Annotated in this window: 21 protein-coding genes; 6 read left to right on the top strand and 15 right to left on the bottom strand. The window is 70.9% G+C overall.

The window, feature by feature from the left end; translation table 11 throughout:
- Positions 1-60: 60 nt before the first annotated feature.
- Together NF4_RS17575 and NF4_RS17570 are read left to right on the top strand one after the other, a co-directional pair.
- Complete coding sequence (locus tag NF4_RS17575) at positions 61-906, top strand: AraC family transcriptional regulator (RefSeq protein WP_063128417.1); 846 nt, start codon at positions 61-63, stop codon at positions 904-906.
- 172 nt (positions 907-1,078) lie between these two features.
- Positions 1,079-2,104 carry an alpha/beta hydrolase gene (locus NF4_RS17570; protein WP_063128416.1) on the top strand — a complete coding sequence of 342 codons (1,026 nt, stop codon included), beginning with the start codon at positions 1,079-1,081 and terminating at the stop codon, positions 2,102-2,104.
- 39 nt (positions 2,105-2,143) lie between these two features.
- Here NF4_RS17570 and NF4_RS17565 read toward each other — a convergent pair whose 3' ends face one another.
- The 3 genes from NF4_RS17565 to mbp1 form a co-directional block, all read right to left on the bottom strand.
- The gene (locus NF4_RS17565) at positions 2,144-2,644 is read right to left on the bottom strand and encodes a metallophosphoesterase family protein (RefSeq protein ID WP_063128415.1); all 501 of its coding nucleotides are present in this window, start codon (positions 2,642-2,644) and stop codon (positions 2,144-2,146) included.
- A 57-nt stretch (positions 2,645-2,701) separates the two neighbouring features.
- On the bottom strand, positions 2,702-3,394 hold the full coding sequence (locus NF4_RS17560) for a PhzF family phenazine biosynthesis protein (protein WP_063128414.1): 693 nt from the start codon (positions 3,392-3,394) through the stop codon (positions 2,702-2,704).
- Between the two features lie 212 nt (positions 3,395-3,606).
- Positions 3,607-3,849 (bottom strand): microaggregate-binding protein 1, encoded by a 243-nt coding sequence (gene mbp1, locus NF4_RS17555; protein WP_063128413.1) that lies wholly within the window; start codon positions 3,847-3,849, stop codon positions 3,607-3,609.
- Between the two features lie 338 nt (positions 3,850-4,187).
- Here mbp1 and NF4_RS17550 point away from each other — a divergent pair, with 338 nt between their 5' ends.
- The gene (locus tag NF4_RS17550; RefSeq protein ID WP_084533198.1) at positions 4,188-4,877 is read left to right on the top strand and encodes a DUF3159 domain-containing protein; all 690 of its coding nucleotides are present in this window, start codon (positions 4,188-4,190) and stop codon (positions 4,875-4,877) included.
- A gap of 83 nt (positions 4,878-4,960) precedes the next feature.
- On the opposite strand, the gene NF4_RS17545 is transcribed toward NF4_RS17550, so the two are convergent.
- The 3 genes from NF4_RS17545 to NF4_RS17535 all read right to left on the bottom strand — a co-directional run bounded on the left by NF4_RS17545 (position 4,961) and on the right by NF4_RS17535 (position 7,100).
- A complete protein-coding gene (locus NF4_RS17545) occupies positions 4,961-5,263 on the bottom strand; it encodes a hypothetical protein (RefSeq protein ID WP_063128412.1) in 303 nt (100 codons plus the stop codon).
- Between the two features lie 146 nt (positions 5,264-5,409).
- Positions 5,410-6,408 carry a HEAT repeat domain-containing protein gene (locus NF4_RS17540; protein WP_232330527.1) on the bottom strand — a complete coding sequence of 333 codons (999 nt, stop codon included), beginning with the start codon at positions 6,406-6,408 and terminating at the stop codon, positions 5,410-5,412.
- A gap of 8 nt (positions 6,409-6,416) precedes the next feature.
- Entirely contained in the window at positions 6,417-7,100 is a 684-nt protein-coding gene (locus NF4_RS17535; protein ID WP_063128410.1) for a HEAT repeat domain-containing protein, read from the bottom strand.
- 201 nt (positions 7,101-7,301) lie between these two features.
- Here NF4_RS17535 and NF4_RS17530 point away from each other — a divergent pair, with 201 nt between their 5' ends.
- Positions 7,302-8,114 carry an SAM-dependent methyltransferase gene (locus NF4_RS17530; RefSeq protein WP_232330526.1) on the top strand — a complete coding sequence of 271 codons (813 nt, stop codon included), beginning with the start codon at positions 7,302-7,304 and terminating at the stop codon, positions 8,112-8,114.
- Between the two features lie 73 nt (positions 8,115-8,187).
- Here the strand turns inward: NF4_RS17530 and NF4_RS17525 are convergent, their stop codons facing one another.
- The 6 genes from NF4_RS17525 to NF4_RS37805 all read right to left on the bottom strand — a co-directional run bounded on the left by NF4_RS17525 (position 8,188) and on the right by NF4_RS37805 (position 14,202).
- Positions 8,188-9,120 carry a YihY/virulence factor BrkB family protein gene (locus tag NF4_RS17525; RefSeq protein ID WP_198165360.1) on the bottom strand — a complete coding sequence of 311 codons (933 nt, stop codon included), beginning with the start codon at positions 9,118-9,120 and terminating at the stop codon, positions 8,188-8,190.
- 90 nt (positions 9,121-9,210) lie between these two features.
- Entirely contained in the window at positions 9,211-10,017 is an 807-nt protein-coding gene (locus tag NF4_RS17520; RefSeq protein ID WP_063128408.1) for an SDR family NAD(P)-dependent oxidoreductase, read from the bottom strand.
- 302 nt (positions 10,018-10,319) lie between these two features.
- Positions 10,320-11,399, bottom strand: a complete 1,080-nt coding sequence (locus tag NF4_RS17515) for a saccharopine dehydrogenase family protein (protein WP_063128407.1) — start codon at positions 11,397-11,399, stop codon at positions 10,320-10,322.
- Positions 11,400-11,462: 63 nt separating this feature from the next.
- Positions 11,463-12,737 carry a PP2C family protein-serine/threonine phosphatase gene (locus NF4_RS17510; RefSeq protein WP_232330525.1) on the bottom strand — a complete coding sequence of 425 codons (1,275 nt, stop codon included), beginning with the start codon at positions 12,735-12,737 and terminating at the stop codon, positions 11,463-11,465.
- Positions 12,734-13,555 carry an alpha/beta fold hydrolase gene (locus tag NF4_RS17505; protein WP_063128627.1) on the bottom strand — a complete coding sequence of 274 codons (822 nt, stop codon included), beginning with the start codon at positions 13,553-13,555 and terminating at the stop codon, positions 12,734-12,736. The genes NF4_RS17510 and NF4_RS17505 overlap by 4 nt, the downstream gene beginning before the upstream one ends.
- A 215-nt stretch (positions 13,556-13,770) precedes the next feature.
- Entirely contained in the window at positions 13,771-14,202 is a 432-nt protein-coding gene (locus tag NF4_RS37805) for a hypothetical protein (protein ID WP_157120408.1), read from the bottom strand.
- Positions 14,203-14,359: 157 nt separating this feature from the next.
- On the opposite strand from NF4_RS37805, the gene NF4_RS17495 reads away from it, so the two are divergent.
- The gene (locus NF4_RS17495) at positions 14,360-16,015 is read left to right on the top strand and encodes a hypothetical protein (RefSeq protein ID WP_157120406.1); all 1,656 of its coding nucleotides are present in this window, start codon (positions 14,360-14,362) and stop codon (positions 16,013-16,015) included.
- Between the two features lie 26 nt (positions 16,016-16,041).
- Here NF4_RS17495 and NF4_RS17490 read toward each other — a convergent pair whose 3' ends face one another.
- Positions 16,042-17,409, bottom strand: a complete 1,368-nt coding sequence (locus NF4_RS17490) for an NtaA/DmoA family FMN-dependent monooxygenase (protein ID WP_063128404.1) — start codon at positions 17,407-17,409, stop codon at positions 16,042-16,044.
- A gap of 11 nt (positions 17,410-17,420) precedes the next feature.
- A complete protein-coding gene (locus tag NF4_RS17485) occupies positions 17,421-18,632 on the bottom strand; it encodes an LLM class flavin-dependent oxidoreductase (protein ID WP_063128403.1) in 1,212 nt (403 codons plus the stop codon).
- Between the two features lie 339 nt (positions 18,633-18,971).
- Here NF4_RS17485 and NF4_RS17480 point away from each other — a divergent pair, with 339 nt between their 5' ends.
- On the top strand, positions 18,972-21,281 hold the full coding sequence (locus tag NF4_RS17480; RefSeq protein WP_063128402.1) for a M28 family peptidase: 2,310 nt from the start codon (positions 18,972-18,974) through the stop codon (positions 21,279-21,281).
- Positions 21,282-21,424: 143 nt separating this feature from the next.
- Here the strand turns inward: NF4_RS17480 and NF4_RS17475 are convergent, their stop codons facing one another.
- Positions 21,425-23,947 (bottom strand): ATP-binding protein, encoded by a 2,523-nt coding sequence (locus NF4_RS17475; RefSeq protein ID WP_063128401.1) that lies wholly within the window; start codon positions 23,945-23,947, stop codon positions 21,425-21,427.
- Positions 23,948-24,085: the final 138 nt, after the last annotated feature.

Raw genomic sequence — 24,085 nt, 5'->3', positions numbered from 1 at the left:
CCGGTGGGTTCCGGCCACTCGGGTAGCGGGCGTGCCCGGCAGCCGGCCGTACCATGAGGTATGCCCGTAGAGTCGGTTCGCTTCGCCGGGGAGGCCATGGATATCGCGGTGCCGTCCAGGCCGCTGCGGGTCGCGGGGGTCGCGATGGCGGGTTTCCGCGGCCGCGCTACGAATTCGGTGGATCTGCCGGTCGTTCCCTATCCGGCGGCGACCGTTTTCCTCGACTTCGGTGATGTCGTCTTCGTCGACGAGGCCCGCGGTGCGCGGGTCGATGGCAGCTGGGTGCTCGGGCTCGGCCCCGTCGGTGTTCGCGGCGGCGGGCGTGAGGTCGATCTTCTCCAGGTGCGGTTGTCGCCGGTCGCCGGCTGCGCGGTCCTGGGAGCCGTGCCGGGAGCGGACGCGCGCGTGATCACCCTCGAGGAGTTCTGGGGCCGTGATGTGGAGCGGATTCGAGAGCAACTGCGCGCCGCCCGCTCCTGGGACGAGAGATTCGCGCTCATGGAGACTGCGCTCGGTAGCCGGCAGGAGGCGGGGCGAGCGGTCGACCCGGAAATCGTGCACGCCTGGCGGCGAATCGTGGCCGGCGGCGGGCGGATACGGGTCGAGCGGTTGGCGGCCGAGGTGGGGTGGAGTCGTAAGCGGTTGTGGTCGCGGTTCCGGTCCCAGCTCGGGACGACTCCGAAAAGGGCCGCACAGCTGGTCCGTTTCGACCGGGCGGCACATCGCCTCTCCCGGGGACACAGCGCCGCGCTGGTATCCGCGGACGGCGGGTATGCCGACCAATCCCACCTGTACCGGGAGGCCGCCGCCTTCACCGGGCTGACACCCACGGCTCTCGCGTCGGCGCCCTGGCTCACGGTCGACCCCGTGGCATGGGCGGCTCCGGCGTACGTATCCAGGCACTGAAAAGTTCGGGACGAGTTGTCCGCCAGAGGTTCTCGTCCTCGGCCGACGACGCGGGAACATTTCTTCAAGACACTTTCCGGTGCACCGGCGATGCTGACAGCGAGATCCGAACACGCCCGGCCGGCACTCGATTGTGGCGCCGGCGCGGGTGGTGCTGTCGAGGAGGAACGGAATGAAGGACACGACCGGTATCGACCGGCTGCCACGCGGTGTCCGGCTGCTGCACGCGCTGCAGAAGGAGCCGGACTGGCCGGCCATGACGGCGACGGAGCTGGCCTCCTACCGGGACCGGGCGAACCGCTTGGCGTCCTCGCGTCTGTCGCGGCTGATCACCGGACGTCCGGATCGTGGTGCCGTGATCGGCTGGGAGAAGGTGACCGTGGCCGATCGCGTGGTCCCGGTCCGGGTCTACCGGCCGTCGCCGGCCGGACCCGCTGAATCGGCGCTGCCGCTCGTACTGCAGGTGCACGGTGGTGGTTTCGTGGGCACCGCCGCGCAGTGCGACTGGATGAACAGTCATCTCGCCGTCCGGCTGCCCGCGGTCGTCGTATCGGTCGAGCATCGGCTGCTCGCCTGGAAATCTCCGATGCTCGCCGCGGTGGACGACGGCTGGGACGTACTGTGCCACGTCATCGAGCACGCGGACCGGTGGGGTATCGACCCCGCGCGGGTCGCTGTCGCCGGTGAGAGCTGCGGCGCGCTGATCGCCGCGCTGGCCGCGAACCGGGCCGGATCCCGGGGCCTGCCCCTGCGTGCGCAGGTATTGACCAATCCCGTCTGCGACCTGACCGAGACAATGCTCGACTATCCCTCGATATCCCGGTACGCCGACGGTCCAGGACCGAGTGAAGCGAAACTCCGCGTCGTCCGGGAGCTGGCCGTGCCGTCCGGAACCGACCCCGCTGCGGTATCGCCGATACACGCCGGCGGCCTCGGCGGTCTGGCCCCGGCGCTCGTGATCGTACCCACCCTGGACGCGCTGGCCGACCACGGACGCCGGTACGCGCAGCGGCTGCGCGAGTCCGGGACACCCGCCGAGGTCGCCGAGCATCCCGGGGCACCGCACGCGTTCGTGACACTGCCGGGTGTGGCGCCACAGGCCGCGGCCGCGCGACGGCAGATCACCGACTTCCTCCGCGCTCGCCTGGCCGGATCACCGGCGTCCCCGGTAGGGCCGGCACCGGCCCGCGTTCGGTGACCACCACGTGTCCTGGTGTCCGCGGGTGCCGGCCGGGGTTCAGCGGTGCGGCACGGCGTGCAGCGTCACCTCGCGCAATTCCCCGGCCCGGATCCGTGCGGTCAGATAGGTGTGTTCGGGCTGCTGGCGGCGATCGGTCGGCGAACCGGGGTTGAGCAGTCGCAGACCGGTATCGGTGACGCTGTCCCAGGGAATGTGGCTGTGGCCGAAGACCAGCACATCGGTTTCCGGGAAGGCCGCCGCACAGCGGCGTTCCCGGCCCTTCGCGGGCCCGGTCTCGTGCACCACGGCCAGCCGGAGACCGGCGAGTTCCGCCCGGGCGATCTCGGGCAGCCGGGCGCGCAGCTCCGGGCCATCGTTGTTGCCGTACACGCCGATGAGTCGTCTGCTGCGTGTTTCCAGCCGGTCCAGTAGCGCGAGTTCGACCCAGTCACCCGCGTGCACGACGATATCGGCGGCATCCACCTCGTCCCAGAGAACCGCGGGCAGGTCCCGGGCCCGTTTCGGTACATGCGTATCGGACATGATGAGCAACCGCATGGGTCCGGTGTAGCACCCGGACACTTCCGCGCCGCATCCGCCCGGGCAAGACAGCGGCTAGAGCACGACCGGGTGATCGGAGACCACACGGCCACCCAGATGAATCCAGCCGTCCGGGTCGTGCCTGGTGAACAGTTCTGAACCCTGCCCCTGGGTGATGGTCAGGCCGCGACCCAGCCGGGCGGTGAGTGCGATGGCGGCGGCGCCTGTGGCCTCATCCTCGGGAATGCCCATGGCCGGTGCGAACATGCGAGAACGCACCGCGCCGCGGGCCCGGTCGGTCCAGGCCCAGACGTAGTGATGGCCGCTGTCGAAATCGCCGGGCGTCACGGTGCCGAGGAATTCGGTGTCGTCGAATTCGTGAAAGCTGAATTCGGGCGCCCATTCCGGCCGGGCCCGTGCCCAGGTGAAACCGGCATCCGAGGTGACGGCCACCGGGCCTGCGGGCACTTCGAGCGTTTCGACCGGTGTGCCCTGGTCGGCCAGCCACCAGGCCGTCCCGACCGTGGGGTGTCCGGCGAAGGGGAGTTCGACGACCGGGGTGTAGATGCGCAACCGAGCGATCTCGCCGACCGGCGCCTCGACCACGACCGTCTCGCTGTAACCCAGCCGGGCGGCCAGTGCCTGGTGGTCGGCACCTTTCACATCGCCGGCCCGGGCGATACCGAGGGGGTTGCCCCACCGGCCCGCGGTGTCGGTGAAGACCCGGACGACTTCGACCTGCGTGCTGTCCTGCTCTGGCGTGCGCACGGGGCCAGACTAGTCGAACGCGACCACCGAACCGCGGAGCCCCGGAGCCGGAACACCGATCCTGCGGCCGTATGCGGCGGCGAGCGGTTTCACCGCTCCGGACGACGACGGCGGCCGCCCGATATGTCACCTGGGCAGCCGCCGTCGGCCGGTCTCCCCGCCCGCATCCCGCGTGCAGATGGGGAGCGGGTGTCGGTGCCGTGTGCGGGTCGTTACCGGCCCTGATGCGAACGCTGGCGCGTCTCCTCCAGGTCGGCCTCGGAGCGGGCCTTCTCGGCCTCCGCTTCCTTCTGCGCGACCTCGCGTTGCGATTCGGCCTTGTCCTGCTGGGCGATGCCTTCGTCCCGCAGGTCGTTGTGCCCGGTCACGGTGCCCGCGACCTCCTTGGCCTTGCCCTTGACGCCCTCGACGGCGCCTTCCAGTCCTTCCCGGGGGCCAGTTCGATTCTCGGCCACGATATCTACCTCCGATGTCGGTTGTTCGGGTGGACAAGCAGCGCTTACCCCGCATCCACGGGTTCAATCCGGATCGTCGAGGAGTTTTCGTGTGGAGAATGCCGTACCGAACGCGGGAGAAAACCCCCGCCGACGCGGCTGCGCGAACAATGATGCCCGGATCCGGAAGTGGAGCCCGCCTCGGGCCCGCGAGCCGGGGGTGACCGGATATCGCGTGATCCGTGCGTGCCGCGGAGCCGCACCCGGTGGAGATTCCGGCGCAGGGGTTGAGTGTGCCGTTGCGGCATGGTTTTTCCTTGGTCCGAGCGCGAAAACCCTTACGGGAGGACGGAACGACCATGACGGAACAGCATTGCGACCGGACGAGTGGCGCCCCTGCGCTGCCGGCAGCTCCGCCGACCGGCGGCCCGGCCGCCGAGACCGATGCCGTCGCGCCGCGGCCCACACTGCTCGACCAGATGGGCGGGCCGACGGGGTTCGTGTACTCGACCGTTCCGGTCGTGGTGTTCGTGGCGGCCAACGCGGTGCTACCGCTGGCGGCGACGATCGGGGTCTCCCTCGCGGTCGGCTCGGCGCTCACCGTGTTCCGGCTGTTGCGCGGTGAGCGGTTCTCGTCGGCGGCCGGGGGGATGCTGGGACTGGCGGTCGCCGTGGGGATCGTCGCGTGGACCGGGTCGGCGAAGGATTTCTTCGTCCTCGGCATCTGGGTGGCGCTGGCGGGCTTCGTCGTCACCTTCGGGTCGGTGCTGGCCCGGCGGCCGCTGACCGGCGTGATCTGGAACCTGCTGCACGGCGGCCGGCACGCGTGGCGTGCGGATCGGGCCGTGCTGCGTGCGCACGATATCGCGACCCTGGCCGCCGCGGCCGTGTTCGGCACTCGGTTCGTCGTCAAGGAATGGCTGTACCTCGCCGACTCGACGACCTGGCTGGCCGTCGCCAAGATCGCGATGGGAACGCCGCTCACGGTGCTGGCCGCGCTGGTCGTGCTCTGGGCGTTCCGGCGCACCACCGAGCGTCTCGGGAAGTAGTGGCGGGTGCCGCGGCGCACAGCCGCCTCCGGCAGCGGAAAAGACGGCCTGTCGGCGCACGCCGGCGGGCCGTGCGGCGGTGTTCAGGCGCCGAGCAGCCGGATCTCGGTCTCGAGTTCGGCGGCCTGCACGGTCAGCGCGTTGTCGTCGGGGTCCGCGCCGATGCGGTCGACGAGTGCGGCCCGGGTGATGACGGGAAGCCCCTGGGCAGCGACGTCGGGATCGATCTCGACCCGGACCGCGCCGCCGGCCAGCGCCAGCGTGGCCTGCGCATCCTCCGTGGCGAGTAATCGGCGCAGGTCGTCGGGCGTGACGTGGGTGTGCGGTTGCCGCGGCGCGCGTCCGGCGGCCGACGGATCCTCCGGTGTGCGGTTCTCGGTAGTCATGGCCCCCGGTTGCCCGGCCGGGCCGGCAGGAAACCTGCGCCGGTCGGCGCCCGTTTCCGGCCCCGGCTCCGCACCGGCGAGTACCGAGGTGACGCCGGCCGCGCAGCCTGAGGAACGCGGCCGGGACACCGCGTGCCGAACGGACGTCAGTCGGTAGGGCGCTCTTCGAGCACTCCGGCGAGCGCCGACGCGACGAGTGCCACGGCATGATCGGGATCGCCGGCCAGCTCCCGCAGCACGCCCAGTGCCAGATGTGCCGGCATCTCGGCGAGGGCCTGGGTGAGGCGTATCCGCACCGCCGGCTCGGTGGCGTGCGCGGCGAGCTCCCCGGCCAGGGCGTCCATGATCCGGTCGGCGAGTGCGGCGTCCAGCGCCAGTGACCCCAGGACCTCGGCGGCGTCCACATCGTTGACGCCCGCGACCACCATATCGACGAGCACCGGGACGGCCGCCGGCTCGCCCCGCGCCCCCGCGGCCAGCGCGGCGGGCCGCCGCACCGCCGCGTCCGGGTCGGTGAGCGCGCCGGTGAGCGCCGCGCTCGCGTCGTCGCCGGGTATCTCGGCGATCGCGAGTACCGCGCGCCGCCGTATCGCGGCGTCCGTGGCGCGCAGGCCGGCCACCACGCCGGCCAGGCCGTCCTCGCCCGCTCGGGCGAGCGCCCAGCGCAGGGCACCGGCGACATTCGGATCGGATTCGGTGAGGACCGCCCCGGCCAGCAGTTCGGTGGACACCGGCACCTCCTCGGCCGAGGCCAGGATGGTTTGCTGCCGGCGCGCGGCACTCGGCGACCCGAGCCCGTGCAGGAGTTCGACGATGCGCAGGACATCCGGCCAGCCCGCCGGTGTCGAGGCATCGACGGTCCGGAGCCGGTCGAGGAGTTCCTGCTCCCGCCGCACCCGCGCCTCGGTCCGCCGGATGAGCGCGCCGACCAGCTCCGCGGGGGTGAAGGCGGGATCCTGTAGGGCCCGCCCGACCTCCCGCAACGACAGTCCCAGTGAGCGCAGGCTTTCCACGTGGAAGATCCGCCGGATGTCCGCGGGAGCGTACTCGCGGTAGCCGCCGACGGTGCGGCCGGTCGGCCGCACCAGTCCGAGGGAGTCGTAGTGCCGCAGCATCCGGGTACTCACCCCCGAACGGCGCGCCACCTCACCGATCAGCACGCGGCCGGCCCGGCGCGTTCCGGACCGAGCGCGACGATCCGCTTCGCCTCGGCGACATCCGGATCGAAACCGGCGTCGGGGTCGAGCAGCAGCCGTCCGGTGGCCCGGGCATGCGCGCGCACCACCGGATCCGGGCTGGTCAGCCTCGCCCGCACGGCCGGCTCGGCGTGGTCGCCGAGGGCCACCAGTGCCCGGCTGAGGCTCAGCTGGACGGTCCGGTCTCCGCGCCCGAGTTCCGTCGCCAGTTCCGCGGCCAGCGCCTCCTGCTCGTCGGCCGGTACAAGGATCACAGCCGCGCGCCAGGCGCTCCGGGCGACCTCGTCGTCGGCGTCGTGCAGCAGCGATCGGGTGATCGCCGGCCAGACGGATCCGTCACCGATCTTGGACAGTGTGTGCAGCGCCTGACTGCGGGCCTGTGCGTCCACGGAACCCAGCTCCGCGCGCAGCACCGGTACGGTGAGCTCGGCCGGATGGCGGGTCAGTGCCCAGGTGAGCATGTCGCGCACGTAGAAGTCGGGTTCGACAGCGCACCGAGCGACCAGCGCGCCGACGAGGCCGGGGCCGGGGTTCGTGCCGGCGGCCAGCGCCGCCTGGAGCCGGGTCGAGGAGTTCGGGGCGCGCAACGCCTCGAGCAGGCGCGTATCGGGTGAATCGAGTATCGGGTCGATGGGGACCACCTCCTGCGCTCAGTCAAGACCTTGTCACAGTGTCAGGGTCAAGTACGTCAGGTCCGGTCGCGTCGTGCGGGAGCCGTCGACGGCCCCCGTCCCACCTCCGCGGCGGCACCGAATCGGTATGCCGGAATGTGTTGGGCGACTTGCCCGGATGGGGTATACCTGCGAGGTACCGATCCCACCACGTCACAAGGAGCATCCGCCGTGTCCGACGGCTCTATCGACCTGCGTACCGATGTCGCGCATCCCGCGCGCATGTACGACTACTTTCTGGGCGGCAAGGATTCCTACGATGCCGACCGGGCCGCGGCCGAACAGGCACTGCGCAATTTTCCGGCGGTCCGGCTGACCGCGCGCACCAATCGCGAATTCATGCGTCACGCCACCCGCTATCTCACCGAGCAAGGGATCCGCCAATTCCTCGATATCGGCACCGGTATCCCGACCGAACCCAACCTGCACCAGGTCGCCCAGGGCCTGGCGCCGGAGTCGCGGGTGGTCTATGTCGACAACGACCCGATCGTCCTCGCGCACGCACGGGCGCTGCTGGTGAGCTCCGAAGAGGGCCGCACCGCCTACATCCAGGCCGACGCGGGGGATCCGGAGGCCATCCTCGCCGCGCCGGAACTGCGCGCGACGCTGGATCTGTCGCAGCCGGTGGCGGTCTCGCTCATGGCCCTGCTGCATTTCGTGCCCGGTGACGTCTACGAGATCGTGAACACCCTGATGGCGCCGCTGGCGCCCGGTTCGTACCTGGCGATGTCCCATGTCACGACGGAGTTCGACGACGGCCCCGACGACCCCGACGGGATGGCCCGGCTGTTGCAGGTCTATGCGGATCGCGGGATTCCGGTGCGGCCGCGTACCCGCGCGGAGGTGGCCCGGTTCTTCGATCAGCTGGAACTGGTGGATCCAGGTGTCGAGGTGATCCATCGGTGGCGCAACTCGGGTATCGAGCATCCGCAGAGCCACGACAAGAAGGTGTCGCTCTACGGTGCCGTGGGCCGGAAGGTCTGAGACGCGCCGTCGTCCGGCGGCGCGGGCGGTCGTGGCCGGACACCGGTAGTGGTTCCGGCCACGAGGCGCGACGTCACCGGGCGCCCGCGCCGCGATCCGGTTCGGGGACGGCCGGGACCGGCCGGTGTCCCCGGTCGTCGCCGATGCTCTCCGCGTCGGGCGGCGTCGGGCGGCGGGCCCGTTGGGCGTCGACCACCGCGCCCAGCAGCACCGCGAAATTGGTGACCCACAGCCAGACGAGGAAGACGACCGCCGCCGCCAGCGAACCGTAGACCTTGTCGAAAGAGTCGAAATGGGCGGCATAGAACGACAGTCCGGCCGAGCCGGCCAGCCATACCGCGACCGCCAGCGCGCTCCCCGCGGTGAGCCAGCGGAACGGTTGCCCGGTCACATTGGGCGCTACCCAATACAGCAGTGACAGCGCGAAACTCACCACCGATGCGAGCACGACCCACTGGAGGATCGCCCAGATCCCGTGCACCAGCGGCAGGTCGGCGAGGTCACCGCCGAATCGTCCCGCCACGCCGTTGGTGATCACGAAACCCAGGCCGGTGAACACCATCATCGCGATCAGGACCACGCTGAGCGACAGTTGCAGGAGTACCGTCCTGGGCCGGGACCGGCTCTCCGCCACGGAGTACAGGGCGTTGGCGGCCCGGATGAACGCGCCGATGTAACTCGACGCCGTCCACAGCCCCGACACCAGCCCCGCGATCGCGATCGGTGCCGACCAGGGCCGGACCTGTTCGAGGTGGCGCACCGAATCGGCGAGCAGGGTCCGGCTGCCCTGCGGCCCGACGTGGCTCGCCGCCCCCGCGAGCGCACCGGTCGGCTCGGGTCCGGCCAGGCCGAGCATGGCGACGGTGAGCAGCAGGGCCGGAAACAGCGACAGCATGCTGTAGTACGTGAGGGCCGCCGCCCAGTCGGACAGCTCGTCCGACCATGCCGCCCGCAGTGTGCGCACCAGGATGCGGACCTCGCCACGCCGCAGCATTCGAACGCTCACTCCGCGATAACGCCGACCCATCCCCGGCAACACCTCCGGTTCCCTCGGCTACCCGCGCGGTGCGCTGCGCAAACGGTCCGCCTCGGCGACTCACATATGCGAGCCTCCGTCGACGCGCACCTCGGTCCCCGTGACGAAATAGGCATCCGGGGAGCCGAGCATCGCCACCACCGCGGCCACCGCGTCGGGTCCGGCGAACGGCGCGCCCGCCGGCAGCGGCAGTGCCGGCGCGGCCTTGGCGAACAGCGCGATATCGGCATCGGCGGGCAGGCCGGGACCGAGGCTTTGTCCGGACGCACCACTGCCGTCGGTCATCCCGGATGAGATGGAGCCCGGCTGGACGGCATTGAACCGGATGCCCTGCCGGCCGAATTCCATTGCCAGCGCGTGGGTCATCGCCTGGATACCGCCCTTCGACGCGGCGTAGGCGGACATGTAGGGGTGGGCGAACACCGCGGAGGTGGAGCTGAAATTGACGACCGCCGGGGCATTGCCGGCGCGCAGCGCGGCCAGGGACTCGCGCGTAACCACGAAGGTGCCGACGAGATTGATCCGCAGCACCTGTTCGAATTCCGCGACCGAGGTCTGTTCGAAATGCGCCGACCGTAGAACACCAGCGGCATTGACCAGGGTGTCGAGTCCGCCGAGCCATCGCAGGGCTTCGGTCACTCCGGCGCGGACCGACTCCTCGTCCGCGATATCCGTGATCACCGTGTTCAACCGCGCCCGATCGGCGCCGGCCTTGTCCAGCGTGTCCGCGAGCCCGGCCGCGCTGATGTCCGCGGCGACCACCCGGCCCCCTTCCCGCAGTATGCGCAGCGTCGTGGCCTGACCGATACCGGATCCGCCGCCGGTGACGAGGACGCGGCGGCCGCTGTATCGCTGGAGGTCGGTCATAGGAGGGCTCCTGTCGGAAGTCGTGGCTCGGCGGGCGGCGCGATCGGCGCGCCGCCCGACTCCCGAGGATGCGGGTCCGGGCCGACGGCGGACCGGGGGATTCCGCTGAGTGGACGCTCGGCTCCGGAACCGGGGCCGGCGCCCTCGAGAATCACGCGTATGAGCGATAGACTCCCCACACCGCGCTGCCCGGGGCCAGTGACGGTCACCGGCCGCGGCCGGATCGCCAACACGCTGGAGATCCTGGTGGTCCACTTGGACCTGCGGCACCGGCGTGCGGTCGAGCTGCCCGCCTGCGCGGGTTACCGGGTCAGTCCGGCGGCGGCCGCACCCGCGGTGAGCGGCTCGAGACCGAACGCTTCGACCGGGCCCAGCGCACCGGCGCCGCGCAGACCGCCGTCGAGCGCTGTCTGCGCACCCCAGGCGAGGATCGCCGCGGTGAAGTCGTAGGGGTCACCGCCGGTCAGGGTCACCGAGGCGAGGACCGTACCGGATTCATCGGCCACCTCGGCCACCGCCCATGTCCGGGTTCGGGCCCGCGCGGTGGCCGCCGGGCCACCGGTCGAACCCTTGACGATCCGGGTCAAGGCGTTCTCGGCCAGTCGTTTCACCGGGGTGACCCGGGCGAGTGAGCCGGTGAGCAGCGAGGCGACCCGCAGACCGTGCGCCGCCCCGCCGGGCATACCGAGGTAGACGTCGGCGTCACGCAGGTGCGGATAGGAACGGGGGAGCGCGAAATGTTCCGAACCGGGCACCGATGCTCCGGTGAGCTCTCGGCCGGCGACGTCGAAACTGCGGACCCGCGCCGCCGTACGCTCGGGCACGACCCGGCCGCCGCGCAGGGCGAAACCCTCTTCGAAGAGCATGCCCGCCATCGACGCCCGCGTACCACCACTGGTGCCGGGGTCGGTGATGAAGTAGCCGATATTCGCGCGGACCGCCTCCGGCGCTTCGGCCAGCGCGAGACCGGCGGCCAGATTCCCGGGCACGTAGTCGTACCCGAACGCGGTGAGCAGGCCGACGCCCGCCCGGCGGGCCGCGTCGTCGTGCCCGAATACGGTGCGGATGAAGGGGCCCTCACCGGTGGAGTCGAAGTAGTGGGCCCCGGCCTCGACGGCTGCGGCCAGCGCGGGGCTGCCATAGCGCAGGAACGGCCCCACGGTGCTGATCAGCACATCGCCGGGCCCCAGCAGAGCCCGGACCGAATCCGGGTCGGTCACATCGGCCACCGCGGTGTCGGCGCCGCCGACATCCGCGGCCAATTTCTCGAGGGCGGTCGCATTGCGCGCGGCCAGCACGGGTGCGGCGCCCCGGCCGACCAGGATCTCGGCGATCAGTCGGCCGGTATAACCGGTGGCCCCGAACAGAACGATCTTCGGCATCACTGGTGCTTCCCTATCTGTGCTCGGTGGGGCAGGACATGACGTCGCGGTGCGTCCGCGCGTTCACTCGAGCCGGTCGCGGAGATGTTCCGGCCCCGGCAGGTGCAGGGCCAGGAGCGCGGTGTCGTCGGTGACACCGGTGCCGAGCGAATCGAGCAGCGCGGTGACCGCGGAGACGGTTCCGGTGGCGGACGCGGGAGCGAGATCGCGGGCGAAGTCGAGCAGCGCCGACTCCCCGTAGAAGCCCTCGACGGTCCGCGCCTCGGTGAGTCCGTCGGTATAGAGCAGCAACGTGGCGCCGGCCTCCAGGGTGAAGGTCACGGTGGAGATCGCCGCGTCCGGGAACACCCCGACCAATTGCCCGCCGGGGGTGTGCAGGTAATCGGCCGTACCGTCGGCGCCCAGCAACAGGGCCGGGGGATGCCCGCCGGAGGCGAGGGTGACGGTGGCGTGGGGACCACCGGCACCGTCGGTCAGCGTGAGCCGACCGTAGATGACGGTGCAGAAGCGGGGATGGCCGCGGCGGTGGTCACGCACCATGGTGGTGTTCAGATGTCGCAGGACCGCGGTGGGATCCGAGTCGTAGACCGCGGCGGCGCGCAGCGTGTATCGGGCGAGCGAGGTGATGGTGGCGGCGACGGCGCCTTTGCCGCAGACGTCACCGAGAAAGAAACCCCAGATCCCCGGGGAGATGGGGAACAGGTCGTAGAAGTCGCCACCGACCTCGTCGGGGGAGGCGGCGTGGTAGTGCGCGGCGACATCGGCCCCCGGAACCGGCTCGAGTACCGCGGGCAGCAGCGTGCGCTGCAGGGTCGCGTTCAACCGTTGCAGGCGTTCGCGGTCGCGTTCGGCCTCGCGGCGTGCGCGCAGCAGTTCGGTTTCGTAGGCGCGGCGCTCGCGGGCGTCGAACACCGTGGTCCGAATCAGCAGTGGCTCCCCGTCCGCGCCCGTCTTCACCGTGGAGGTCACCAGGACGGGCAGTCGCGAGCCGTCGGCCGCCCGGAGTTCGAGCGCGATACCGCTGAGATGGCCCTGCATCCGCAGCAGCGGCGCGAAATGGGTTTCGTGGTAGAGACGGCCCCCCACGGTGAGCAGATCGTTGAAGTGACGTCGCCCCACCAGGTCTTCGCGCCGGTAACCGAGCCAGTTCAGCAGCGTCGTGTTGATCTTGGCGATCCGCCCGTCGAGCAAAGTGGACAGATAGCCGCAGGGGGCGTTCTCGTACAGGTCTTCGACGTCGTCCTCCAACAGGGCGGTGAACTCCGCGCGCCGCGCCGGATCGTCCGGTTCGAACCCGGCGCGTTCCGGTTCCGAGCCGCCCGCGCGGCACATCATCATGATAGGTCGCGTACGAAGCCGGTGATCGCGGCGGCGGTCTCCTCGGGAGCCGCCAGTTGTGGACAGTGCCCGGTCGCGGTGAGGGTCACCAACCGGCTGCCGGGAATACGGGAATGGACGAATTCGCCGACCTCCGGTGGGGCGATCGCGTCGTTCGAGCACTGCGCCACCAGCGTCGGTACCCGCACGGCCGCGAGATCGTCGCGGTTGTCGGACAGGAACGTCACCCGCGCGAAGGCCCGGGCGATCTCCGGATCGGTGCGGCAGAACGTCGACTCCAGCTCCTGCGCGAGCTCCGGGCGCTCCGGGTTACCCATGATCACCGGTGCCATGGCCCCCGACCAGCCCAGGTAGTTCGCATCCAGCGATTCGAGCAACTCGTCGATATCGTCGGCGCTGAAGCCGCCCCGGTACCCGCTCGCGGGGTCGTCGATGAAGCAGGGACTCGGCGCCAGCAGGACCAGACCCCGGAACAACTCCGGCTCCGCCGCGGCGGCCAGCACGCCCATCATGGCCGCCACCGAGTGGCCGACCAGCACCACCGGTCCGCGATCGATTGCCCGGCACACCTGCCGGATGTCCTCGGCGTAACCGGCCATGGTCGAGTAGCGCTGTGGGTCCCAGGCCGACAGATCCGACCGTCCCGAGCCCACGTGATCGAACAGGACGACTCCGAACTGCTGCGCCAACAGGGGCGCCACCAGCCGCCACAGGCCCTGATCACAGCCGAAACCGTGCGCGAGGACCACCACCGGCGCTCCGGTGCGACCTGTCACGACCACACGATTTCTGTTCAGCACATCGACCACGGACCTCATCCTCGCAGAAGTACCCCATCCGGCCGTGCCCAGACGGTCGCCGCGGCGCACTTCGTTTGCGTACCGCCGGCGGCCGTTCATGCCCGCGGTCATCGGCTCGGCGCGCCCACCGCCGGGCGCCGCTTCCGTTGTCCAGCGGCTTCGGGACCGGTCCGAACTCCGAACTCTTCCCATCCCGGGTGAGTCGTCGTCATCGCACGGCGGACCACGACGTTTCACACTGGTTGCATGTCTGTGTGCGTCATATCGTGGATGCCGGCCGAACTGACCCACAGTCCGGCCCGGCTGCGGTGACGACAAGCGGGGATATCGTTGAACGAGACTCCGAAGGTGGACACGGACGGGCTGCGGGCCTTGGTGACGACGCTGGAGACGCTGATCACCGAGGCCTCCCGCGTCACCGGAGAACTGAAGGCTGCCATAGCTTCCGCCGAGGCGATCTCGGCGCCGGGCCAGGCGGTCGTTGCCTCCTCGGCGGTAACGGTATCTCCCGACCATGCTGTACCGGTCGGGAATCGGCTCCGCTCCAGGGGGCAGGCCGGTGCCTCCGCTGCCGTCCGCGCACCGGCTTCGACCCCGTGGGCTCGTAAACGGGCAGCCACCTCCGCGGTGGTCCGGCCCGCACCTCCCGGTACGGTTGCCGCCACGGGCCTCCCGGCATCACCCGCGGAACCGGCGGCCCGCACCGGAATACCGGCGGCCGCACGGCCGGCGCCGATGGCCGGGCCGATACCGGTCGCATCCTCGACGGCCGCATCTTCGGCGGCCGGGGCGGCGCGATCCGCTTCGTCGTCGTCCCCCGTCGTGGCCGAACCGGAAGCACGGCAAGCGCCGCACCCGGTCGATTCCTCGCCCCGTCCGGTGCCGGTCGCCGGGACCGTGGAACTGTCGCGCGAGACCCAGCCCCCGCCGGCGCTTTCCGGAACCGACGGTACGCCGACCGTATCCGGTGGGCCAGCGGCCGATTCCGCGCCGCAGGGCCCGCTGGAGGCGGTGATCGACACCCGTGCCGCTGCCGCGGACAGCAGCGTGGCCGCGGCGAACACCGATGCGCGAGTGCTCCTGGAGCGCCCGGAGCCGTCCGAGCCCGCGGCCTGTTCCTCGTCGGACCCGGTGCGGGAACCGGTGGCTGCGCATGCCGAGCCGGTCCTGGCCCCAGAACGAGCCGAGGTGTCGGCGCCTCCGGACCGGGCCCAGCTCCCGGCCGCGCCGGCCGAACGGCCGCGGATGGCCGCGCACAGCGAAATGGCCCGGCCCCCGGCCCCGGAGCCCCGCCCCGCGCCGCGCACGATCGAGTTGCCCCCCGAGTTGTCGCTGCAACTGGCTCGGATCACGGTACCGGCCCGGGCGCGGCCGGTGCTGCGGTCGGAGGAACCGGTGCGCAGAGAGGTACCGGCCGAACCGGTGCGCGGGGAGCCGGCGGGGGAGCCGGTTCGCTCGGACGTACGGGCCGAGCCGGTGCGCAGGGAGATACCGGCGGAAGCGCTGGGGACGGAGCCACCACCCGGGGCGATGCGCACGGAGGAACCGAGGCGCCGGGAGCCCCCGGTCGGGCCGGTGCCCGGTGAGCCGCCGGTCGAGCTGGTGCCCGGTGAGCCGCCGGTCGGGGCGGTGCCCGCGGAGTCACCGGTCGAGCTGGTGTCCGGTGAGCTGCCGGTCGGGCCGGTAGGCCCGGAACCACATGCCGGGCCGGTTCGCACGGACCTGCCGGCCGAGCCGGAGACAGCTCCGGCGTTGCGTTTGGTGGATGACCCGTCCCCGCCGGATACGCTCGCGCCGCCCGAGGCGGAGCCGGAGCCGTTCTCGTCGCACGAGGCGCTGACCGTGGTGCCGGGAACGGGAGGCAACCCCGTCGACGCGATCCGGCTCGCGAAGGATATGGCCCGCAGGCACGGTCTGCGAATCCGTGGCTTCGAGACGGCCGGGCTGGAAACCGAAGTGGTGCACCAGATCGCCGCGGCGCTGAACGACCTGCTCGGGAAGTACACCGTCGCGCTGTACGGCATCGAGGTCACCGAACAACGCGACGATACGATCCGCCGGGAGCGCAAGAAAGCGGCGGAGTCGGGTTCTGCGGAGCCGCCTCCGGTGTGGATCACTGTGGAACGCGCGGAGCTGGCGAGCCCTGGTGCCGGCGGCACGGGACCGACCAGAAGGCGTTTCCGCCGGGCCGGCGCCACCGGTCGGCCGGCGTACACCGCGGTGGTCCGCGCATTCGCGGCCGCGCTCGACGAGGCCGGGGATTACCGGGCCCGTCAGGAAGCCTGGCGGATCCTGATGGCCGGTTCCCTCAGCGGCGGCCCGGATATCGGTGCGGGGCTGCTGGACCCCGGGCGCGCGCTGGTCGAGGGCTTCGTAGAAGTCGAGTTACACGGTAAGCGGGCGGGTGAGCCGGCGAAGGAGCTGCACCGGGCACTCCTGAAAATGGCTCAGGCCGAGTCCGAGGAGTCCACGGCCTGACCGGCATCCCGCCCGCTGCCGTGGTGTCAGGTTTCGGCTCGGGCGGGTGTGGCCGCGTGGACGTCGCGGAGGCCGAGGTTGTCGCGCAGGGTGGTGCCGGTGTACTCACCGCGCAGGACGCCGCGGTCCTGGAGCAGCGGGACCACCTTGTCGACGAATTCGTCCAGACCCCACGGCACGAGATGGGAGCCGAGGATGAATCCGTCCGAGCCGTTGTCCTGGACGAAGGTATCGATCTGTTCGGCGACCTGGGCGGGGGTACCGACCAGCGGGCCGCGTTCGAACTGGTCGATCACCACTTCACGCAGGGTGAGTTTCTTCGCTTCGGCCACCTCACGCAGGCGCCGCGCGGTGGCGAAGCGATCCTGATGGACGAACGCGCGCCCCTGGATGATCGGCGGTGCGTCGGGATCGGGGTCGATATCGGGGATCGGACCCTGCGGATCATAGCCGGACAGATCGCGATTCCAGATCTGCTCGAGCAGGATCAGCGCGGTCTGCCCGGTGACCTGCTCATCGCGGACGGTGTGGTACTTCTCCACCGCTTCGGCTTCGGTGTCCCCGAGCACGAAACTTGCCGAGGGCAGGATCTTTATCTCGTCGGCCGCGCGTCCCGCCGCCACCGCCCGGGCCTTGATATCGCGGTAGAACTCCGCCGCCTCCGGGAGTTTGCCGTACGGGGAGAAGATCGCATCGGCGTTGGCGGCCGCGAAATCCCGCCCCTGCGGCGAGACTCCGGCCTGCAGGATCACCGGCCTGCCCTGCGGGCTGCGCGGCACGGTGAACGTCCCGGAGATATCGAACTGTTCACCCCGGAAGGTGAAGGCGCCCGCGTCCGGGCGGGCGAGGAACCGGCCCGAGTCCCGGTCCGCGACCAGATCGCCGGCCTCCCACGAATCCCACAGTGTGCGGACGGCGTTCAAGGTCTCTTCGGCGCGCACATAGCGGTCGGCGGGATCGAGGAATCCGCCGCGCCGGAAGTTCTGACCGGTGAACGCGTCGAAGGAGGTCACCACATTCCAGGCGGCACGTCCGCCGGACAGATGATCCAGGCTCGCGAACTGGCGTGCCAGCTCGTAGGGCTCGTTGAAGGTGGTGTTGATCGTGCCCGCCAGCCCGAGATGTTCGGTGACCGCCGCGAGCGAGGCCAGCACGGTGAAGGTATCGGGACGGCCGATGATGTCCTGATCGAAGATCTTGCCCGCGCGTTCGCGCAGGGCGAGTCCCTCGGCGAGGAAGAAGAAGTCGAACTTCCCGCGTTCGGCGGTGCGCGCGGTGTGCTCGAAGCTGTCGAAATCGATCTGACTGCCGGCCTCGGGGTGCCACCACGCGGTGTGGTGGTTCACGCCGCCGAGGTAGGCGCCCAGAATGACCTGTTTACGGGGAGTGCTCATGGTGGCCTCGCTCAGGTGGTCGCGTAGCGGTTGGGAACGGTGGCGGGCAGTCCGAGCAGCGCGCGCAGCGATCCGTCCGGATAGCCGGTGCGGAAGACACCGCGGCGCTGCAGGACGGGAACGAGCCGATCGGTGACGGCGGCCAGATCGTCGACCGCGACGCCCGGCCGCAACCGGAAACCGTCGAGGCCCTGGCCGTTCCAGTCGATGAGCAGCTCGGCGAGCTCGTCGGCACCGCCCGCGAATACGGCCGCGTCGGAGGTGTACTCGGCGCCCGCCGCCTCGTTCAGGCGGGTCAGGCGCTGCGCTCCGGTCGCGTCCTCGGTATCGAGGAAGACGACGAGATCGGCGTAGACCCGCAGGGGCTCCCCGTCTCGGCCCACCGCTGCTGTCGCCGTGGCGATTTCTTCGAGTATCGAGGCGGGACCGGTTTCGCGGGTGGGTGTGACGTACACCAGATCGGCACCGCGCGCGGCGAATTCGTAGATCAGTGGCGCGTGTGCCAGGGCGGTCACCACCGGCTGGCCCTGCGGTGGCCGTGGCGTGATCGACGGCCCACGAACGCTGAAGTGACGGCTCCGGAAATCGATGTAGTGCAGTTTGTCGCGATCGATGAAGCGCCGGGTGGCGATATCGCGGATCTCGGCGTCGTCCTCCCAGCTGTCCCACAGCCGCCGTACCACTTCCACGACGTCGGCGGCCTCGTCGAACCGATCGTGCACGAAATCCGGGAAGGTGCCCGTGGCCCGGACCTCCGCCAGTTCGGCGGCGGAAAGCTCTCGCGCCGGTCGGCGTCCGAAATGCGCGGCTTCCGCCGCAGTGGCCGAGATCCGGGCCTGCCAGCCGGCCCGGCCGCGTGACGTGTGGTCGAGCGTCGCGATCGCCTTGGAGAGGTGGAACGGCTCGGTATGGGTGGTGGTCACGGTCGGCACGAGACCGATGTGCCGGGTGACCGGCGCGAGGAGTGCGGCGATCAGATGGGCGTCGATCCGGGCCCGGACGCGGTCGAGGGCGCCGTCGGCCGCGGCCCGGGGGTCGCCGGGCACGGTGAGACTGTCCTCGATGGTCAGGAAGTCGAGCAGGCCGCGCTGGGCGGTGGTGGCCAGGTCTGTCCAGTAATCAGGGGTGAACAGTTCGGTGGGCCTGGAGTTCGGTTCCCGCCACGCGGCCGGATGCCAGCCCGCTCCGTCGAGCGCAACGCCGAGATGTAATTTCGGTGCCATCGTCTCCCGTTTCCTGTGCGTACGGCCAGTGGTGTCCGGGTCAACGCGGGGAACGTCGTCGCCGGAGCGTACGGCCGGGAGCGGCCGGCGCCGAGTGGGTTCGGGCCACAGCGGCGGGTGATGTCGCGCGCGGCGATAACGGGTGGCCGGGCGCTCGCCGCGGCCGCCGTCCGTCCGCGCATCGGGCGTGAACCGGCGCTGTCAACGATTGAGATCAGTCCGAGCCCGGCGAAATACGATCCTTCGGTACGCCGCGGCCTTTCCCGTGCGCGGCCCGGCGAGCGGTCGTGACCGTGCGGTGGCGACCGCACGTCCGGGGTACCGACATACTGTCACCTCGTGCGCGCGAGACTGATCGAATCCCCACACCGGGTGGCCGCGGGGCTGGTGGCCCTGCTCGTGTTGACGGCCGCGATGGCGGTTACCGTCGTCGTCGACGGACGCGGCCCCCGGCCGGTCGCGGCGACGGCGACCGACCGGTTCAGCGCCGAACGGGCCCTGACCCACCTGCAGCGCTTCGCGACCGAACCGCGGCCGCTGGGCAGTCCGGCGAGCGACCGGGCCCGGGAATATCTCACCGGGGAGTTGGAGTCGGCGGGCTTCTCGGTGCAGACCCAGCGCGGTGTCGGAGCGCGGGCGTCCACAGGACTCGCGACCTTCGGCCGGGTGGACAATGTGATCGCCACGCTGCCCGGCCGTGCTTCCACCGGGACGGTTCTCCTGGCCGCACACTATGATTCGGCCGCGACCGGCCCGGGTGCCTCCGACGACGGCGCCGCGGTCGCGGCGATGATAGAGGTGGGCCGGCTGATCGCCCGGCAGGGCGATCAGCGCAACGATCTCGTACTGCTGTTCACCGACGGGGAAGAGGACGGTCTGCTCGGTGCCGAGGCGTTCGCCCGGGAGCACCCGCTCGCCCGCGCCGGCGGTGTGGTGCTCAACTGGGAGGCCCGTGGTGTCGGTGGGCCGTCACTGATGTTCGAGACCTCGGTGGACAATGCCGCGCTGGTATCACTGTTCGCCGCCGCCGTGCCGCATCCACGAGGTGATTCGTCGCTGGTCGAGGTGTATCGGACGATGCCGAACTCCACCGACTTCACGGCTCTGTCGAAAGCCGGCTTCACCGGACTCAACTTCGCCTACATCGAGAACTCGTCCTACTACCACACCGCCGGTGACACCATCGGCAACCTCGATCGGGGCAGCCTGCAGCACCACGGCGAGAACATGCTCCACCTCGCCCGCGCGCTGGGCGCGGCCGATCTGGCCGAGTTGCGATCCGACCACGACGCCACCTACTTCCGCCTCGCGGGCACCATGATCACCTATCCGAACGCGCTGGTCCTGCCGATTGCCCTGCTCGCCGTGGTGGCGGTCGGTGCGGTGGTGGTGCTCGCGCGCCGCCGCGGCTCGGCGGGAAGCGGGCAGCTGCTGCTCGCCGCGGCGTCGGTGGCAGTGCCGCTGGGCGCGGCGGCGCTGCTCGGGCAGGGGATGTGGTCGGTGCTGGAGTGGCTGCGTCCCGAGTACCAGCAGATGGGCGGGTTGCTGCATCGTCCCCAGGTCTATCACTGGGCACTGGTGGCGCTGGCCGTGACGTCGGTGCTCGGCTGGTATCTACCGGCACGCCGCTGGTTGGGGCCGGCCGCGCCGGCGATCGGTGCACTGGCCTGGCCGGCCGGACTCGGTGTGGTGTGTGCGGTGCTGGCGCCCGGTGCCTCGTTCCTGTTCGCGCTGCCGGCCCTGTTCGTGGCGCTGGGCATGCTGGCGGCGCTGCTGCCGGTGCGCTGGAGCCTGTGGCCGGTGACGGTGTTCACGCTGGGGGCATCGGTCGCCGCCGCGCTGCTCGGGCCGCTGAGCGGGAACCTGATCGACGGAGTCGGCCTGACATCCGGCGGGGCCGCCGCGGCCGGTGCGGCGCTGTTCGTGGTGATGGTGCTCCCGCTGATCGAGTTGCTGCTCCCCGGCCCCGCCGCCCGCCGCCGCGTCACCGTCGCGGTGCCGGTGACGGCAGCGGCGGTGACGGCGCTCCTGATCGCCGCGGGGACCGTGGTCGACACCTTCGACGCCCGGCATCCCGCCCGCGCGCACCTGGCCTATGTGCTGAACGCGGATACCGGTTCGGCGAGCTGGGTGAGCGGGGATACCGAACCGCCCGGCTGGACTCGTACCTTTGTGGACAGTACCGATATCGCGCGGCTCTCGCCCGGATACGCGCGGGGCACGGTGTGGACCGGCCCGGCCGAGCCGATGGCGCTCAACGGCCCGGTGGTCGAGGTTCTCCATCGCGACGGCGACACCGTCACCGTGCACGTGGCGTCCCGGCGCGCGGCCTCCGGGCTGGTGCTGCGCGTCGATCACCGGATCGACCGGGTCGTCGCGGCCATCGCGGGCACGGCGCCGGTCGAACTGACCGTCACGGGGGAGCGGGCCGATACCTGGCCGGGCGAGATACGGTTCCGCGACCTGCCGGCGGACGGAGTCGACATCACCGTGCGCACCCCCGGTGCCGACCGCGTTCGGGTGACCGCTGCCGACGAAACCCACGGCTTGGTCGCGGCCCCGGGTTTCCGGTCTCGCCCGGACGATCTCGTCCCCTCGATCCGAGAGGACGGTGAGCGGATCGTGGTGACACGCACCGTAGAACTCTGATGGGGAGTCGGGTCCGGCGCGGCAGGCCGGGCGGTCGAGGCGGAGCAGGTGCCCGGCCGACAACCGTGCGGCACAGTCCCGACGCCGGGCCGGCGGGGCGACACATCGGGTGTGCCCGCCACCGTCGCGCGGGCGTGGGGTGATCAACGGCGGCGCGGTTTCCGGTCCTTTTCCAGTCGCACCCGGGCCTGCTGGTCTTCGGGTAGCGCACCGGCGATCCCGGTCCGCGATCTGATCGCCAGCTTCTGCAGCACGGCGGCGACCTGCGCGTCCACCGTTCGTTGCGAACTGCCCCGGCGGGCGGCGATCGCGGCGTTGGTCCACCCCGCCGCCGCCAGTACCGCGATATCGCGTTCGGCGGTGGACAGGTGCTGCCACCGCACCGGACCGTGCGGCCGCAAGGGATCCGCGGTGGGGAGTTCGGGCCTCGGCAGCGTCCCGAGCGCGAGCCGCACGATATCGCCCCCGGTCGCGTCGAGTGCCGCACCTTCCCGGAAGACGTTGTCGAAAGCGCTCGCACCCAGCACCGCGCGCGCGGTATCGACGGCCTGCGCGGTCCGGGCGGCGAAGGGCCGCAGCGGCTCGAGGTCGACGCCCACCCGTCGGCGCAGGGTGGTCGCGCCACCGCTGAGAAACGCTATCTCCGTAGCCATTTCGCGGGCACCAGGTGCGCCGTCGGAGATCATCCGGGCGAGGATCCAGGTGCGGATGTGCACGCCCCAGGTCGTACCCCAGTGCTCCTCCATGGCGATCTGCCGGGTCAGCGCCGCACTCGCGGCAGCGGCCGCCTCGATGGGGTCGCCGTGCGCCGCCGCGGCGATGGCACGGACGAGTTCAGCCCAGGACAGGACCCATTCGGCACCGGTGGCCACAGCGTCCTCGAGATACGCCCGGGTCACCGCGAGGGCGGATTCGGCGCTTCCATGGAACGCCGCGGCCAAGGCCTCGAACAGCCGGCTCATGGACGCGGCGCCCGGATCGCCCGCGGCGAGAAATTTTTCGCGGGCACGGGCCAGGACCGTCGTGGCACGGATATCGCAGTGCTCCAGCAAAAGAATGCTGCCCCACAGATATTCGACCTGCGCGGGCAGGCCGAGATCGATATCGGGGTCGGCGACCGACGCGCTGCGCAGCGCCGGATCGGTGACACAGGCGGCGACGCATTCGTCCAGCAGTCGCTCGGCCTCGCGAGGCAGCCCTTGGCACAGGCTCATCCAGCCGACCAGCGCGGTCACCGCGATCTGCGGCTCGGTGAGCGGGCGGCCCGGTACCCGGGTGGCTGTCAGCGCTCGTTCGGCGAGCGTGCGGGCCTCGCGCAACGTGCCGATGAAGAAGGGGAGCCGCAGCGCGATCATGCCGCCCGCGATCTCCAGCCCGATCGATGCCTCGCCGGGTTCGTCCAGACTGCTCTCGACAGCGCACAGCAGGTTGTCCCAGGCGCCGCGGGCCCAGCGCAGCAGGTCCTGTTCGACGCTGCTGAGCCACGCGACGCGTGCCCGGGCCACCTTCTCGCGGTAGTAGCGACGGTGCCGGCCGGCCAGGCGCGTGGCCTCGGCGGGGTCACGCCGGTGCAACTGCCGCCGGGCGAAGACCCGGAAGTTCTCCAGCAGTGCGTAACGTGCGGTGTCGGCGCCCAGATGGATCGACACCAGGCTCCGGTCGACCAGACGTTCCAGCAGCGGTTCGATATCCTCCGCGAGGAGACCGCCGGGATCTGGGTCGGCGCATACCGCCACGATGGCTTCGAGGTCGACCCCCGCCTCACGGAGCACCGATCCGGTGGCGTCCTCCGGGTTGAGGTCGTAACCGGCCGCGAATACCGACAGACGGTCGAACAGCAGCCGTTCGTCCGGCGAGCACAGATCGTAGGACCAGCCGATGACATTGCCGATGCCCCCGTGCCGATCCTGGGCGCCGGTCCGGGATATGGGTGCCCAGCGCAGGCGCCGGTCGGCGGGCTCGCCACTCACTTCGCGCAGGACGGTCGTCAGGGGCTGATACCGCAGCCGGGCCGCGGCCAGTCGCAAGGAGAGCGGATGACAGTGCAGGTGCCGGCAGATCTGCTCCGCCGTCTCGAGGTGGCCGGGGCCGAGCGCGACGCCCCCCGCCTCCGCCCGGCGGCGGAACAGGTCCAGGGCCTGAGCCCGCGACAGCGGAGGCACCGTCACCAGTCGTTCGTCGGCCCAGCCGATCGGCTCGCGGCTCGTGGCCAGTATCCGCAGACCTGGCACCGCGGTGAGCAGATCGCCGACCACGGCGGCGACACCGTCGAGAACATGCTCGCAGTTGTCCAGAACCAGCACCGGCGGCAGCGGGTACACGGCAGTGTCTGCGCGGGTCAACGTATCGATGAGTACTTGTCGGGCCGAACGCCCGGAGAAATCGACCTCCACCACCGACCGGACGATCTCGTCCTCGACCTTCGCGGCTCCGGCACCCCGCTCCAGCCGGGCCAGCCGCGTCCAGTGCACCGGGAACCGCGCGGTCTCGTGGACCCGGTATACGACCTCGAGCGCGAGGTGGGTTTTACCGATTCCGCCCGAGCCGATCAGGGTGACCAGCCCGGTCGAACCGGTGATCAGCGCGCCGACCCGCTCGAGTTCCGGTTGTCGTCCGACGAAATCGCTGGAGGTCGGCGCGGCTGCCGTGGCTTGGGCATTGCGCATGGACGAAGCGTAAGCGACCGGCGTCGGCGCCCCCAATCTTCCGGTCGGTGCATTCCGCGCGGCCGGGGCGGAATATGCCTGTTTCGACGGCGCCGTTCTACGAAGTGGCAATGTCGTCGAAAGGCACATCAGAAGTAA

The organism is Nocardia fusca NBRC 14340 (genome assembly GCF_001618425.1).
Classification (GTDB): Bacteria; Actinomycetota; Actinomycetes; order Mycobacteriales; family Mycobacteriaceae; genus Nocardia; species Nocardia fusca.
Note: the sequence above shows the minus strand (reverse complement) of the source record. Positions and strands in the feature narration are given on the sequence as shown.

Excerpts from the sequence above, each read along its gene's own strand:
- NF4_RS17575 (WP_063128417.1), top strand. The coding sequence starts at position 61 with ATGCCCGTAGAGTCGGTTCGCTTCGCCGGGGAGGCCATGGATATCGCG.
- NF4_RS17570 (WP_063128416.1), top strand. The coding sequence starts at position 1,079 with ATGAAGGACACGACCGGTATCGACCGGCTGCCACGCGGTGTCCGGCTG.
- NF4_RS17565 (WP_063128415.1), bottom strand. The coding sequence starts at position 2,644 with ATGCGGTTGCTCATCATGTCCGATACGCATGTACCGAAACGGGCCCGG.
- NF4_RS17550 (WP_084533198.1), top strand. The coding sequence starts at position 4,188 with ATGACGGAACAGCATTGCGACCGGACGAGTGGCGCCCCTGCGCTGCCG.
- NF4_RS17545 (WP_063128412.1), bottom strand. The coding sequence starts at position 5,263 with ATGACTACCGAGAACCGCACACCGGAGGATCCGTCGGCCGCCGGACGC.
- NF4_RS17520 (WP_063128408.1), bottom strand. The coding sequence starts at position 10,017 with ATGACCGACCTCCAGCGATACAGCGGCCGCCGCGTCCTCGTCACCGGC.
- NF4_RS17515 (WP_063128407.1), bottom strand. The coding sequence starts at position 11,399 with ATGCCGAAGATCGTTCTGTTCGGGGCCACCGGTTATACCGGCCGACTG.
- NF4_RS17510 (WP_232330525.1), bottom strand. The coding sequence starts at position 12,737 with ATGATGATGTGCCGCGCGGGCGGCTCGGAACCGGAACGCGCCGGGTTC.
- NF4_RS17505 (WP_063128627.1), bottom strand. The coding sequence starts at position 13,555 with ATGAGGTCCGTGGTCGATGTGCTGAACAGAAATCGTGTGGTCGTGACA.
- NF4_RS17490 (WP_063128404.1), bottom strand. The coding sequence starts at position 17,409 with ATGAGCACTCCCCGTAAACAGGTCATTCTGGGCGCCTACCTCGGCGGC.
- NF4_RS17485 (WP_063128403.1), bottom strand. The coding sequence starts at position 18,632 with ATGGCACCGAAATTACATCTCGGCGTTGCGCTCGACGGAGCGGGCTGG.
- NF4_RS17475 (WP_063128401.1), bottom strand. The coding sequence starts at position 23,947 with ATGCGCAATGCCCAAGCCACGGCAGCCGCGCCGACCTCCAGCGATTTC.